The organism is Xanthomonas sp. WHRI 10207, assembly GCF_040202975.1.
Lineage (GTDB): Bacteria > Pseudomonadota > Gammaproteobacteria > Xanthomonadales > Xanthomonadaceae > Xanthomonas.
In genome coordinates this window covers 758,680-771,571 of the sequence record NZ_JBEGDX010000002.1, presented here as the reverse complement: position 1 = coordinate 771,571, position 12,892 = coordinate 758,680, and the positions used below count along the sequence as shown (strand labels likewise).

General features: G+C 65.1%; 9 protein-coding genes. 8 read left to right on the top strand and 1 reads right to left on the bottom strand.

What is annotated here, in order from left to right; translation table 11 throughout:
• Positions 1-38: 38 nt before the first annotated feature.
• Complete coding sequence (locus ABQU90_RS08925) at positions 39-368, bottom strand: GIY-YIG nuclease family protein (RefSeq protein ID WP_323522406.1); 330 nt, start codon at positions 366-368, stop codon at positions 39-41.
• Positions 369-617: 249 nt separating this feature from the next.
• Between ABQU90_RS08925 and ABQU90_RS08920 the strand changes: the two genes are divergently transcribed.
• From ABQU90_RS08920 to ABQU90_RS08885, 8 genes are all read left to right on the top strand, one after another.
• Positions 618-2,873 (top strand): TonB-dependent receptor, encoded by a 2,256-nt coding sequence (locus tag ABQU90_RS08920; RefSeq protein WP_323522355.1) that lies wholly within the window; start codon positions 618-620, stop codon positions 2,871-2,873.
• A gap of 67 nt (positions 2,874-2,940) precedes the next feature.
• Positions 2,941-4,269, top strand: coding sequence for an LLM class flavin-dependent oxidoreductase (locus ABQU90_RS08915; RefSeq protein ID WP_323522356.1), 1,329 nt, complete (start codon positions 2,941-2,943; stop codon positions 4,267-4,269).
• Positions 4,270-4,285: 16 nt separating this feature from the next.
• Entirely contained in the window at positions 4,286-5,326 is a 1,041-nt protein-coding gene (mgrA, locus tag ABQU90_RS08910) for an L-glyceraldehyde 3-phosphate reductase (protein WP_055848948.1), read from the top strand.
• A gap of 17 nt (positions 5,327-5,343) precedes the next feature.
• Positions 5,344-6,306, top strand: coding sequence for an aliphatic sulfonate ABC transporter substrate-binding protein (locus ABQU90_RS08905; protein WP_323522407.1), 963 nt, complete (start codon positions 5,344-5,346; stop codon positions 6,304-6,306).
• Positions 6,307-6,352: 46 nt separating this feature from the next.
• Positions 6,353-7,147, top strand: coding sequence for an aliphatic sulfonate ABC transporter permease SsuC (gene ssuC / locus ABQU90_RS08900; protein WP_323522357.1), 795 nt, complete (start codon positions 6,353-6,355; stop codon positions 7,145-7,147).
• Positions 7,144-7,977, top strand: coding sequence for an ATP-binding cassette domain-containing protein (locus ABQU90_RS08895; protein WP_323522358.1), 834 nt, complete (start codon positions 7,144-7,146; stop codon positions 7,975-7,977). The genes ssuC and ABQU90_RS08895 overlap by 4 nt, the downstream gene beginning before the upstream one ends.
• A 201-nt stretch (positions 7,978-8,178) precedes the next feature.
• Entirely contained in the window at positions 8,179-10,764 is a 2,586-nt protein-coding gene (gene clpB / locus ABQU90_RS08890) for an ATP-dependent chaperone ClpB (RefSeq protein WP_323522359.1), read from the top strand.
• 821 nt (positions 10,765-11,585) lie between these two features.
• On the top strand, positions 11,586-12,872 hold the full coding sequence (locus ABQU90_RS08885) for an O-acetylhomoserine aminocarboxypropyltransferase/cysteine synthase family protein (RefSeq protein WP_323522360.1): 1,287 nt from the start codon (positions 11,586-11,588) through the stop codon (positions 12,870-12,872).
• Positions 12,873-12,892: the final 20 nt, after the last annotated feature.

The window sequence follows — 12,892 nt, the reverse complement described above, 5'->3', positions numbered from 1 at the left end:
CGGTATCGGATTGGCGCTGCAGCGTAGGGAGCGGACGGCTAGGCGGGCGTGATCGGGATGTCAGTAGCGTGTGACCCGGCGTTGCATGGCGGCTGCGCCAGCAGCCAGGCCAGCTTGCGCGCACGCGGTTGCCGCTTGATTGCGCACTCCGCACGCGAGGCGCTGGCGCGGTCGGGGTAGGGGTGGCTGGCGAGGATGTGCAGCGGTGGATTGGCCCGCGTGTAGCGCGCCCCGGTGCCACGCACATGCGCCTGGAAGCGCCGCTCCAGATCGTTGGTGATCCCGGCGTAATAGCTGCCGTTGCGACACTGCAGCAAGTAGAGATACCAGGGCTTGGGCGCATCCATCTGCGCATTATCGCCGTGGATGCCGCGCTTGTGCAGCGCGCTGTCGCAAGGTCGCATCGCCGGCCCGTGCAGGCGAGACCGCGCATGAGTGAATAACCACCTAAACATTGGTTATTTGACGCTCATGGCGCTGGCAAACAGCATGCCGTATCGCCATTGGCGGTCGAGGCGGCTTCGTGGCCAACGCGCGGTTGCACAGCGTGCAACCCACCCGAATCGCCGCGACACCACCCTCCACATCGATCGCTCCAGTCCACACGAAGGACCTCCATGCCTGTGCAACACCGGATCCCTGCGGGGATCGCTCCTGCTTCGAGGTTGTTGGGAACACCGCAGTTGCTGGCGTGGAGTCTTGCAGTGGCATGCGCACCGACGCTGGCCAACGCGTCGAGCGAAGCAGCAGCAGCGCCGGAGAGCGCGGCACAGACGCTGGGCGCGGTGACAGTGACCGCCACCCGCCGCGAAACGACCTTGCAGCAGGTGCCGGTGGCGGTATCGGTGGTGCAGGGCCAGACCCTGGAGCGCGAGAACCGCAACAGCGTGGCGGACCTGCCGGCGCTGGTGCCCAGCCTGACCTTTCGCAGCGGTGCATCCAACAAGGACACCTCGTTGTTCCTGCGTGGCGTGGGCACCATTTCCACCTCGCCGGGCGTGGAGCCCAGCGTGGCCACGGTGATCGATGGCGTAGTGCTGGGCCGCCCGGGACAGGCCACATTGGACCTGCTCGATGTCGAACGCATCGAAGTGCTGCGTGGGCCGCAGGGCACCTTGTTCGGCAAGAACGCCTCGGCCGGCGTGCTCAATATCGTCAGCAAGCCGGCGCCGGAGGTGTTTGGCGGCTATGTGGATTATTCCCACTTCGGCGGCGGCGGCGAAGACCGCGTGCGTGCCAGCATCGGCGGTGCGCTGGTGCCGGAGGTGCTCAAGGCCAGCGTGTCGGCGGTGTGGGCCGAATACGGCGGCAACGTGCGCAATGTGGCCGACGGGCAGACCGTCAATGGCTACCGGCGCGCCGGCGCACGCGTGCGGCTGGACCTTACGCCGAGCCCGGACTTCAGTGCGACCTTGCTCGCCGATTACCTGAAATCGCATAGCGATGCGCCCAGCGGCGTCGTCGTTGCCAGCACACGCGCCGACTTTGCCGCTGCGCTTGCGCCGGTGCGTGGCAGTGCCGACAACCGCCAGATCAACAGCGATTACCCCACCTTTCTGGACGACATCAACAAGGGTGCGTCGCTGCAACTGGACCGGCATATCGGCGAGGTGGTGCTGACCTCGATCAGCGCATGGCGGCAATGGGATAATACGCAGTTCCAGGATGGCGACCGCACTGCTCAGCGCAGTGCGGCGTTTCCGGCATCGCACGATCGTGGCGAGCTGGGTTACACGCAGTATTCGCAGGAGTTGCGCGTGCAGACCCCGCGCGACCGTACAGTGGAAGCGGTGGCCGGGCTGTACTACCTGCACGCTCGTAGCGACGAAACCTACCGCCGCAGCGTGACCACGCCCACCGCCAGCAATGTGGGTGTGGCCGATTACGATACCCGCGCGCAGACCTATGCGTTGTTCGGCGAGGCTACCTGGCATTGGCGCCCGGACCTGCGCGCCTTGCTGGGCGCGCGCGTCACCCGCGACACGCTCGAGTATCAGCATCAGCGCGTGTCCAGCGCGGCAACAGCGGTCACCGGGATTCAGCCGTCCACGGCCAGCGCCGGCAGCACCTCCGAAAATGGCGTGTCCGGGCGCGCCGGCCTGCAGTACGACATTAACGAGCAGACAACCGGCTACCTCACCTATTCGCGTGGCTACAAGGGCCCGGCCTACAACGTGTTCTTCAACATGCAACCGCGCGACACGCCGGCGCTGAAGCCGGAGACCTCCAACGCCTGGGAGTTGGGGTTGAAGACACGCGCGCTGGACGACCGGCTCAGTGCGAACCTGGCGTTGTTTCACACCGACTATGCCGATTATCAGGCCAACTTCTTCGACACCGTGGCCGGGCAGGTGGTGACGCGGTTGATCAATGCCGGGCAGGTGCGCACGCAAGGCCTGGAGCTGGATCTGGACTACCGGCCTACCGAGCGGCTCAGCCTGGCCGCATCGCTGGCGTATACGCAGGCGCGTATCCAGCGCTTTGCGTGCCCGGCGGCAGCGGCAGCCAACTGCAATGTCGACGGCAAACCGCTGCCGTTTTCGCCGGACTGGAAGGGCAATCTGCGTGCCGGCTACCGCGTGCCGCTGCGTGGCAGCCTGGCCGTGGAGTTCAACGGTGATGTGAGCTGGCAGGACAGCGTGCAGTACGACCTCAGCCAGACCGCGCAAACCCTGCAGGGCCCGTATGCGATCTGGAACGCCAGCATTGCGCTGGCCGACGACGCGCATGGCTGGCGGGTGGCGGTGCTGGGCCGCAACCTGGGCGATCGCGCGTATGCGCCGCTGTTGGCCAATGCCACCGGCAATGTCTACCGCCTGGTCCCGCGCGACGATCGGCGCTACGTCGGCGTGCAAGTGCACAAGGATTTTTGAGGATGCAATCGATGGGTTTACACAGTGAGATCAAGCACGCACAGCGCGTCCTGCTGGGTGGTCGGCGATGAGCGCGTCACGGCAGCTGTCGCTGGGTGCCTTCCTGATGGCGACCGGCCACCACGTCGCGGCCTGGCGGCACCCGCAGGCGAGTGCAGACACGCTGGATTTTGCGCAGTACCGCGAGATGGTGCGCATCGCCGAGGCCGCCAAGTTCGACGCGGTGTTCGTGGCCGACAGCCTGGCCGCAGCCGGCGGGCCGATCGCGCCGCGGATGGCGCGTTCCAGCCTGTTCGAGCCGCTCACGCTGCTCAGCGCACTGGCCGCGGTGAGCGAGCGCATCGGCTTGATCGCCACCATGACCACCAGCTACAACGAGCCGTATCACGTGGCGCGCAAGTTCGCCTCGCTGGACCATCTGTCTGGCGGACGGGCCGGGTGGAATCTAGTCACCTCCGACGCCGCCGATGAGGCGCTCAACTTCAATCGCGATGCGCATTACGTGCACGCCGAGCGCTATGCGCGGGCGCGCGAATTTCAGCAGGTAGTCGCTGGCCTGTGGGACAGCTGGGACGATGACGCGTTCATTGCCGACAAGGCTGCCGGCCTGCATCACGACCCCGCGCGTGCGCATGTGCTCGATCATCGCGGCACGCACTTTCAGGTGCGCGGCCCGCTCAACATCGCGCGCGCGCCGCAAGGGCATCCGGTGCTGGTGCAGGCCGGTTCGTCCGAGCCCGGGCGCGCGCTGGCGGCAGAAACCGCCGAGGTGGTGTTTACCGCGCAATCGTCGCTGGCCAAGGCACAGGCGTTCTATGCGGATATCAAAGGGCGGCTGGAACAGTTTGGCCGCACGCGCGATGCATTGAAGGTGCTGCCGGGCGTGTTCATCGTGGTGGGACAAAGCCAGGCCGAAGCGCAGGAAAAATTCGAGCAGTTCCAGGAGCTGGTTGAGCCTGAGGTGGGCATCGCGCTGCTGTCGCGCATGCTGGGCAACTTCGATCTGTCCGGCTATCCGCCGGACGGCCCGTTGCCGGAATTGCCGCTCACCGAAACCGGCCAGCGCAGCCGCCAGCAGTTGTTCACCGAACTGGCCGGGCAGGAGCAGTTGAGCATTGCCCAGCTTGGTCGGCGTATCGCCGGTGGGCGCGGGCATTACAGTCTGATCGGCACGCCAACGCAGATTGCCGACGAGTTGCAGGCGTGGTTCGAGCAAGGCGCAGCCGATGGCTTCAACGTGTTGGTGCCGCACCTGCCCGGTGGTTTGGCCGATGTGGCCACGCACGTGGTACCGGAGCTGCAACGACGTGGGCTGTTCCGGCGTGAATATGCAGGGCGCACCTTGCGCGATCATCTGGGGCTGACACGCCCCGTCAATCGCTTCAGCGCCCGCTGATCTACCGGACACACCCATGACCTATCTCGCACATCCCGATCGTTACGACCGCATCGCCTACCGCCGTGTCGGCCGCAGCGGCCTTGTCTTGCCCGCATTGTCGCTGGGGCTGTGGCACAACTTCGGCGACAGCACGCCGATCGACACCCAGCGGCAGCTACTGCGCACCGCCTTCGATCTGGGCATCACCCATTTCGATCTGGCCAACAACTACGGCCCGCCGTATGGCAGCGCGGAGCGCAACTTCGGCCGTTTGCTGCGCGAAGACTTCAAGCCGTACCGCGATGAATTGATCCTCTCCACCAAGGCCGGCTGGGACATGTGGCCCGGCCCCTACGGGCAGGGCGGGAGTTCGCGCAAGTATCTGCTGTCCAGCCTGGATCAGAGCCTGCAACGGCTGGGCGTGGACTATGTGGACATCTTCTATTCGCACCGTTTCGATGCGGACACGCCGCTGGAAGAAACCGCCGGCGCATTGGCCAGCGCCGTGCAACAAGGCAAGGCGCTGTACGTGGGCGTGTCGTCGTATTCGGCGGCGCGCACGCGCGAGATCGCCGCATTGCTGCGCGAGTGGAAGGTGCCGTTGCTGATCCATCAACCGGCCTACAACCTGTTCAACCGGTGGCTTGAGCACGAGCTGCTGGATGCCACCGCAGACATCGGTGCCGGGGTGATTGCATTCACGCCGCTGGCGCAAGGTCTGCTCACCGGCAAGTATCTCGATGGCGTGCCGGCCGATGCGCGCGTCAATCGCCCCGGTGGGCAATCGCTGCGGCCGGAGCATCTGTCCGACGACAACCTGCAACGCGCACGTGGATTGAATGCGATTGCGCAAAAGCGCGGACAAAGCCTTGCGCAGCTGGCACTGGCCTGGGTGCTGCGCGATGCGCGCGTGAGTTCGGCGTTGTTGGGTGCCAGCCGGCCGGAGCAGTTGATCGAAAACGTTGCGGCATTGCAGAACCTGAACTTCAGCGCGGAAGAGTTGGCCGAGATCGATCGTTTTGCGGTCGAGGGCGGCATCAACCTGTGGGAAAAACCGTCAACCGATTGGCAATGAGGAGATCGTCGATGCGCATGCGTGTGGCCTGGGCCGTGATGTTGTTGATAAGTGCCGCGTGGTTGCCGTGCGCGTCTGCGGCCGACCCTGCACAGCTGCGTATCGGCTATCAAAAAGCGGTGTCGAGCCTGGTGCTGGCCAAACAGCACCGTTTGCTGGAGCAGCGCTTCCCGCGCACCAACATTACCTGGGTGGAATTTCCAGCGGGGCCGCAATTGCTGGAAGCCTTGAACGTGGGTAGCGTCGATCTGGGCGGGGCCGGCGATATTCCGCCGCTGTTCGCGCAAGCAGCCGGTGCCGATCTGTTGTACGTGGGCTGGGTGCCGCCGACGCCGAAGGCCGAAACCATTCTGGTGCCGGTCAAGAGCACGCTGCGTAGCGTGGCCGATCTCAAGGGCAAGCGGGTTGCGTTTCAAAAAGGGTCCAGCGCGCATAACCTGCTGCTGCGGTTGTTGGCCAAGTCCGGCTTGAGCTTGCGCGATATCACTCCGCTGTATCTGTCGCCAGCCAATGCGCGTGCCGCGTTTGCGGCCGGGCAGGTGGATGCCTGGGCGATCTGGGACCCGTGGTATTCGGCGTTGACGCTGGATGGCAGTGCGCGCTTGCTCGCCAATGGCGAAGGGTTGGGGTTGGCCGGCGGGTTCTTTCTGTCGTCGCGCCGCTATGCCACGGCATGGGGCCCGTTCGTGCAGCAGGTGATGGGCACGCTCAATCAGGCCGACGGCCTGCTGGAAAGCGACCGCGCCGGCAGTATCAAGGTGCTGGCGCAGGTGAGTGGGCTGTCGCCTGCGGTGGTGGAGCGCACCTTGGCGCACCGCCCGCCGGCCAGCGTGCAACCGCTCAGCGCCGAGGTCATCAAGGCGCAGCAGGCCACTGCCGACCTGTTCTACGCGCAGCGCTTATTGCCCAAGCGCGTGCTGGTGGCACCGGCGGTGTGGCGCGCACCGGCCACGGTTGCCGCGCAAGCGGCAGGCAAGTGATGCGCACGGCTGCATCGCTGCACACCGGCAACGCGAAGGCGATGCAATGAGCGCGCGTGGGTGGCGGTGGGGCAACCGTCTGTTGCCGTGGGTATTGCCATTGACGGTGCTGGCGGCTTGGCAGGGCGCTGCATCGGTTGGCTGGTTGCCGCAGCGCATCCTGCCGGCGCCGGACGCAGTGCTGCGTGCGGCGGCCACGCTCGTGCAAAGCGGCGAGCTGTGGCAGCACCTGGCGATCAGCAGTTGGCGCGCCGCCGTGGGCCTGGCCATCGGCGGCAGTCTTGGCCTGGCGCTGGGCCTGTTGACCGGTGTGTCGCGCTTGGCCGAGCGCCTGCTCGACAGCAGCCTGCAGATGCTGCGCAACGTGCCGCATCTGGCGCTGATTCCGCTGGTGATCCTGTGGTTTGGTATCGATGAGGGCGCCAAGTTGTTTCTGGTGGCGCTGGGCACCTTCTTTCCGATCTATCTCAACACCTATCACGGCATCCGCAGCGTGGACCCGGCGTTGATCGAGATGGCACGCAACTACGGCTTGCGCGGGCCGCAATTGTTTATCGATGTGCTGCTGCCCGGCGCGCTGCCGTCGATTCTGGTGGGGCTGCGCTTTGCATTGGGACTGATGTGGCTGACCTTGATCGTGGCCGAAACCATCTCGGCCAGCTCCGGCATTGGCTACCTGGCAACCAATGCGCGCGAGTTCTTGCAGACCGACATCGTGGTGGTGGCGATCGTGCTGTATGCGCTGCTTGGCAAGCTGGCCGATCTGGCTGCACGCGGGCTCGAAGCCTGGTGGCTGGGCTGGCATCCGGCGCAACAACGGCGCGCGCAGGTGCCGCGATGACGGTGGCAGGCAATGGCTTGCCGCTGAGCCTGCGCGGCATCGGCAAGCGCTATGGCGGCAGCGATGTGTTGCGCGGCATCGATCTGGAGATTGCAGCCGGCAGTTGTGTGGCGGTGGTCGGCCGCAGTGGCTGCGGCAAGAGCACGCTGCTGCGCGTGATCGCCGGTCTGGAGCGCGCCGATGCCGGTCGCGTGGATAGTGACGATGCACCGTTGGCGCGTCGGCGCGATGCGGTGCGGCTGATGTTTCAGGATGCGCGGCTGCTGCCCTGGAAGCGGGTGATCGACAACGTGGCGCTCGGCCTGGGCCGTGCCGGGCGCGCACAGGCACAGGCCGCACTGGATGCGGTGGGGCTGGGCACGCGCGGCGGCGACTGGCCGGCGGCGTTGTCCGGTGGGCAGCGGCAACGCGTGGCGCTGGCGCGCGCATTGGTGCATCGGCCGCGGTTGTTGCTGCTGGACGAGCCGCTGGGCGCGCTGGATGCGTTGACGCGGATCGAGATGCAGCAGCTGATCGTGCAGCTGTGGCGGCAGTACGGCTTCACCCTGGTGCTGGTGACCCATGATGTGGCCGAAGCCAGCGCGCTGGCCGACCGCATCGTGGTGATCGAGCAGGGCCAGGTCGGCCTGGATGTGGCCGTGCCGGTGGCGCATCCGCGCGCGCCTGGCTTGCCGGCGCTTGCCGCGATCCAGGCGCAGGTGCTGTCGCGTCTGCTGGGCGCTGCGCAGGCAGGTGCGGCGGCAACTCCCGCGCAGGGCGATGCGGGGCAGGGCCTCGCTGGCGGTGGCAGCGCTTTGCATGCGGCAGTGCCGTTGCGACGGATCGTGTAGCAATCGTCCGTTGGTCGGCCCCGTGGCCGATGCCAGACCGCGCTGCCCGCAGCTTGCAACGACACTCTGGGGCCGGATAAGGCGTTCTCGGGGGCCTTGGTCTCGGTTCGTTCCGTGCCGATCAAACCTTGAAACCCCGCTCGGCAGCCGCATCTGCACGGTATCGCCGGCGTTGCCGGCCACCCGTTCAGAGGATTTCCCATGCGGATGGACAAGCTCACCTCGCGGTTCCAGCAGGCACTGGCCGACGCACAGTCGCTGGCCGTGGGCCGCGACCACAACATCATCGAGCCGGTGCACGTGCTGGCCGCGCTGCTCGACCAGAGCGGTGGCAGTACGCGCCCGCTGCTGTCGCAGGCCGGGGTCAACGTGCCGTCGCTGCGCGAGCGTCTCGGCGAGGCGCTGGATACCTTGCCCAAGGTCTCCGGGCAGGAAGGCAACCTGTCGATCGGTAACGATCTCAATCGCCTGCTCAACCAGACCGACAAGCTCGCTCAGCAACATGCCGATGCCTTCATCGCCAGCGAGTGGTTTGTGCTGGCCGCCGCCGACGATGCCAGCCCGCTGGGCGTGGCACTGCGCGCGGCCGGCGGCGACAAGAAAAAGATCGAAGCGGCCATCGACAAACTGCGCGGCGGCGAAACCGTGCAATCGGAAAATGCCGAAGAGCAGCGCCAGGCGCTGGAGAAATACACCATCGATCTCACCGCGCGTGCGGAGAGCGGCAAGCTGGATCCGGTCATCGGCCGCGACGAAGAAATCCGCCGCACCATCCAGGTGTTGCAGCGCCGGACCAAGAACAACCCGGTACTGATCGGCGAACCCGGCGTGGGCAAGACCGCGATTGTCGAAGGCCTGGCCCAGCGCATCATCAATGGCGAAGTGCCCGAAGGCCTGCGCGGTAAGCGGGTGCTGTCGCTGGACATGGGCGCGCTGATTGCCGGTGCCAAATTCCGCGGCGAATTCGAAGAGCGCTTGAAGGCGGTGCTCAGCGACCTGTCGAAGAACGAAGGCCAGATCATCCTGTTTATCGATGAGTTGCACACCATGGTGGGCGCAGGCAAGGCCGATGGCGCGATGGACGCCGGCAACATGCTCAAGCCGGCGTTGGCGCGCGGCGAGCTGCATTGCATCGGCGCCACCACGCTGGACGAATACCGCAAATACATCGAAAAAGATGCGGCATTGGAGCGTCGCTTCCAGAAAGTGTTTGTGGGCGAGCCGACGGTGGAAGACACCATCGCCATCCTGCGTGGCTTGAAGGAACGCTACGCCGTGCACCACGGTGTAGAGATAACCGACCCGGCGATCGTGGCGGCGGCCACCTTGTCCAACCGCTACATCACCGACCGCCAGTTGCCGGATAAAGCCATCGACCTGATGGACGAGGCCGCATCGCGCATCCGCATGGAGATCGACTCCAAGCCGGAAGAGCTCGACCGCCTGGAGCGCCGGCTGATCCAGCTCAAGATCCAGCGTGAGATGTTGAAGAAGGAAAAGGACGACGCCTCGCGTCAGCGCTTGGCCGATCTGGAAACCGATATCGACAAGCTCGAACGCGAGTTCTACGACCTCAACGAGCTGTGGAAGTCGGAGAAGGCTGCTCTGCAGGGCACCACCAAGGTCAAGGAGCAGATCGAGCACGCCAAGCTGGAGCTGGAAGCGGCGCAGCGTCGCCAGGACTACGCCAAGATGAGCGAGATCCAGTACGGCGTATTACCGCAGCTGGAAAAGCAGATGCTGCTGGCCAACGAAGTGGAGCATCACGACTTCAAGCTGGTGCAGGACCGCGTGACCGCCGAAGAAATCGCCGAAGTGGTGTCGCGTTGGACCGGCATTCCGGTCAACAAGATGCTCGAAGGCGAGCGCGACAAATTGCTGCGCATGGAAGACGAACTGCATCACCGCGTGGTCGGGCAGAACGAGGCGATCAAGGTGGTGTCCGATGCGGTGCGTCGCTCGCGTGCCGGCTTGTCCGACCCCAATCGTCCGAGCGGTTCGTTCCTGTTCCTGGGGCCGACCGGCGTGGGCAAGACCGAGTTGTGCAAGGCGTTGGCGGACTTCCTGTTCGACAGCACCGAAGCGATGATCCGCATCGACATGAGCGAGTTCATGGAGAAACATTCGGTGTCGCGCCTGATCGGTGCGCCTCCGGGCTACGTGGGCTATGAAGAAGGCGGCTATCTCACCGAAGCGGTGCGCCGTCGCCCGTACTCGCTGATCCTGCTCGACGAGGTCGAAAAAGCGCATGCCGATGTCTTCAACATCCTGTTGCAGGTGCTCGACGATGGCCGCCTGACCGATGGTCAGGGACGCACCGTGGACTTCCGCAACACGGTGATCGTGATGACCTCCAACCTGGGTTCGCATCAGATCCAGGAGCTCTCCGGCGACGACAGTGCCGAGGCCTACACGCAAATGAAGGCCGCGGTGATGGGCGTGGTGCAGGCGCATTTCCGCCCGGAGTTCATCAACCGGCTGGACGACATCGTGGTGTTCCATCCGCTGGACAAGGCGCAGATCAAGTCGATCGCGCGCATCCAGTTGCATGGCCTGGAAAAACGCCTGGCCGAACGCGGACTCAAGCTGGATCTGGACGATCCCGCGCTGGATCTGCTCGGCAACGTCGGCTTCGACCCGGTGTATGGCGCGCGACCGCTCAAGCGCGCGATCCAGTCGCATGTGGAAAACCCGCTGGCCCAGCAGATCCTCTCCGGGCATTACATCAGCGGCGACACCGTGCGCGTGCGGGTCGAGGGCGGGCGTCTGGCGTTTACGAAGGGCTGATGAGGTTAGGCGATGGGTGCGTGTCGCAACGCCAATCGCATCGGAGCCATACACTGACGAAGCATCGTCTGTGGTTATCTCCACGCACCGGCGACAACGGTTGACGCAATAGCGGGCACTGCGCAGGCAGTGCCCGTTTGCGTTAGTGGGTTATCCCTGAGCCTTAGCTGCGGACATGCCGTGTCTTTCTACAAACCACCAGGCAGTAAGACTGCCAGCGCATCCAGGCTGCGGCAGGTTGCGCCGGCAGCTTTCGCAGGCCTGCGGCTGCAACGACGGAATGCCTCGGTCAGAGTGCGCCGTCTTCGACCCAAGGTCTGAAAGCTGGGCAAGGCGTAGCGCGCATCGGCTTACTCCATGGCGTTGCAAGCAATGCGTCAGCTCCGGCCACGTTGCAACAAACGATCGGAAAATCAGCCATCGCGGGTGCCTCAGCCACCGACCACAACCGCCGATACGCGTGCAAGCGCCCTCAGTGACCGAAGCGTTCGCACGAAACCTGCAGGCGTTGCGCGTGTTGGGTTGGTCGGTGCGCGGTGTCGCATCCGGTGTCGGGACACGCCGTGAATCCGTCCATGGAGGCTCGGTGGCGGCATCCATGCCGCCACACGGTCCCGCCCCCGGATACGCCACCACGCTTGCGCTGTTCGCCGTCGCCGATCGGCAAGCAGGGCCAGGCTCATCAGGTTGCATTAGGTGGATGGCGCAGGCGGTGCACGGCTGTGCTTACAACCGGGCGGCATGAGTTCATCACCGCGCGTTTGCAAACAGACGTGCGGTCCCGGCTATGGTCGGCATTCTTTCCGAGAGCGAGCCGCACCATGACCGACCCGCAGTGGAAGCCCGAAACCATCGCCGTACATGGCGGGTATCGCCCCGACCCGATCACGCGCGCGGTGGCGGTGCCGATCTACCAGACCGTTGCCTACGCCTTCGACAATACCCAGCACGGCGCGGATTTGTTCGATCTGAAGGTGCAGGGCAATATCTATAGCCGCATCATGAACCCGACCAACGATGTGCTGGAACAGCGCGTCGCGGCGCTGGAAGGCGGCATCGGCGCACTGGCGCTGGCGTCGGGGCAGGCGGCGGTGACCTACGCCATCCAGACCATCGCCGAAGTGGGCGACAACATCGTGTCGTCCAGTGCGCTGTATGGCGGTACCTATAATCTGTTCGCGCATACGCTGCCGCAGTTCGGCATCAGCACGCGGTTTGCCGACTATCGCGATCCGCAGGCGTTTGCCGGCCTGATCGACGACCGTACCAAGGCGGTGTTCGTCGAGTCGATCGGCAATCCGCGCGGCAACATCACCGATATTGAAGCGGTGGCGGCCGTGGCGCATGCGCACGGCGTACCGCTGATCGTGGACAACACCGTGGCCACTCCGTCGTTGCTGCGGCCGATCGACTTCGGCGCGGACATCGTGGTGCATTCGCTGACCAAGTATCTCGGCGGGCATGGCAACAGTATCGGTGGTGCGATCGTGGACAGCGGGCGCTTTCCGTGGGCGGAGCACAAGGCGCGGTTTCCGCGTCTCAACGAGCCGGACGTGAGCTACCACGGCGTGGTGTATACCGAGGCGTTGGGCGAGGCCGCTTACATCGGCCGCGCGCGCGTGGTGCCGCTGCGCAATACCGGGGCGGCGTTGTCGCCTTTCAATGCGTTTTTGATCCTGCAAGGCATCGAAACCCTGCCGTTGCGCATGGAGCGCATCAATGCGAACACATTGGCGATTGCGACATATCTGCAGCAACACGCGCGGGTGGCCTGGGTCAATTACGCGGCGTTGCCGGATCATCCCGAGCATGCGCTGGCGCAGAAGTATCTGGGCGGGCACGGCTCGGGTGTGCTGACCTTCGGCCTGCCCGGTGGGCGTGCGGCGGGTGCGCGGTTTCTGGATGCGCTGCAGTTGTTCACGCGGCTGGTCAACATCGGCGATGCCAAATCGCTGGCGACGCATCCTGCATCCACCACGCACCGTCAGCTCGATCCAGCCGAACTGGAACATGCCGGCGTCAGCGAAGACACCGTACGCCTGTCGATCGGCATCGAACATATCGACGACCTGCTGGCGGATCTGGAGCAGGCGCTACAGGGAGCGTGAGGTTTAGCGCAGCCAACAAG

Excerpts from the sequence above, each read along its gene's own strand:
- ABQU90_RS08920 (WP_323522355.1), top strand. The coding sequence starts at position 618 with ATGCCTGTGCAACACCGGATCCCTGCGGGGATCGCTCCTGCTTCGAGG.
- ABQU90_RS08915 (WP_323522356.1), top strand. The coding sequence starts at position 2,941 with ATGAGCGCGTCACGGCAGCTGTCGCTGGGTGCCTTCCTGATGGCGACC.
- mgrA (WP_055848948.1), top strand. The coding sequence starts at position 4,286 with ATGACCTATCTCGCACATCCCGATCGTTACGACCGCATCGCCTACCGC.
- ABQU90_RS08895 (WP_323522358.1), top strand. The coding sequence starts at position 7,144 with ATGACGGTGGCAGGCAATGGCTTGCCGCTGAGCCTGCGCGGCATCGGC.
- ABQU90_RS08885 (WP_323522360.1), top strand. The coding sequence starts at position 11,586 with ATGACCGACCCGCAGTGGAAGCCCGAAACCATCGCCGTACATGGCGGG.
- clpB (WP_323522359.1), top strand. The coding sequence starts at position 8,179 with ATGCGGATGGACAAGCTCACCTCGCGGTTCCAGCAGGCACTGGCCGAC.
- ABQU90_RS08905 (WP_323522407.1), top strand. The coding sequence starts at position 5,344 with ATGCGTGTGGCCTGGGCCGTGATGTTGTTGATAAGTGCCGCGTGGTTG.
- ssuC (WP_323522357.1), top strand. The coding sequence starts at position 6,353 with ATGAGCGCGCGTGGGTGGCGGTGGGGCAACCGTCTGTTGCCGTGGGTA.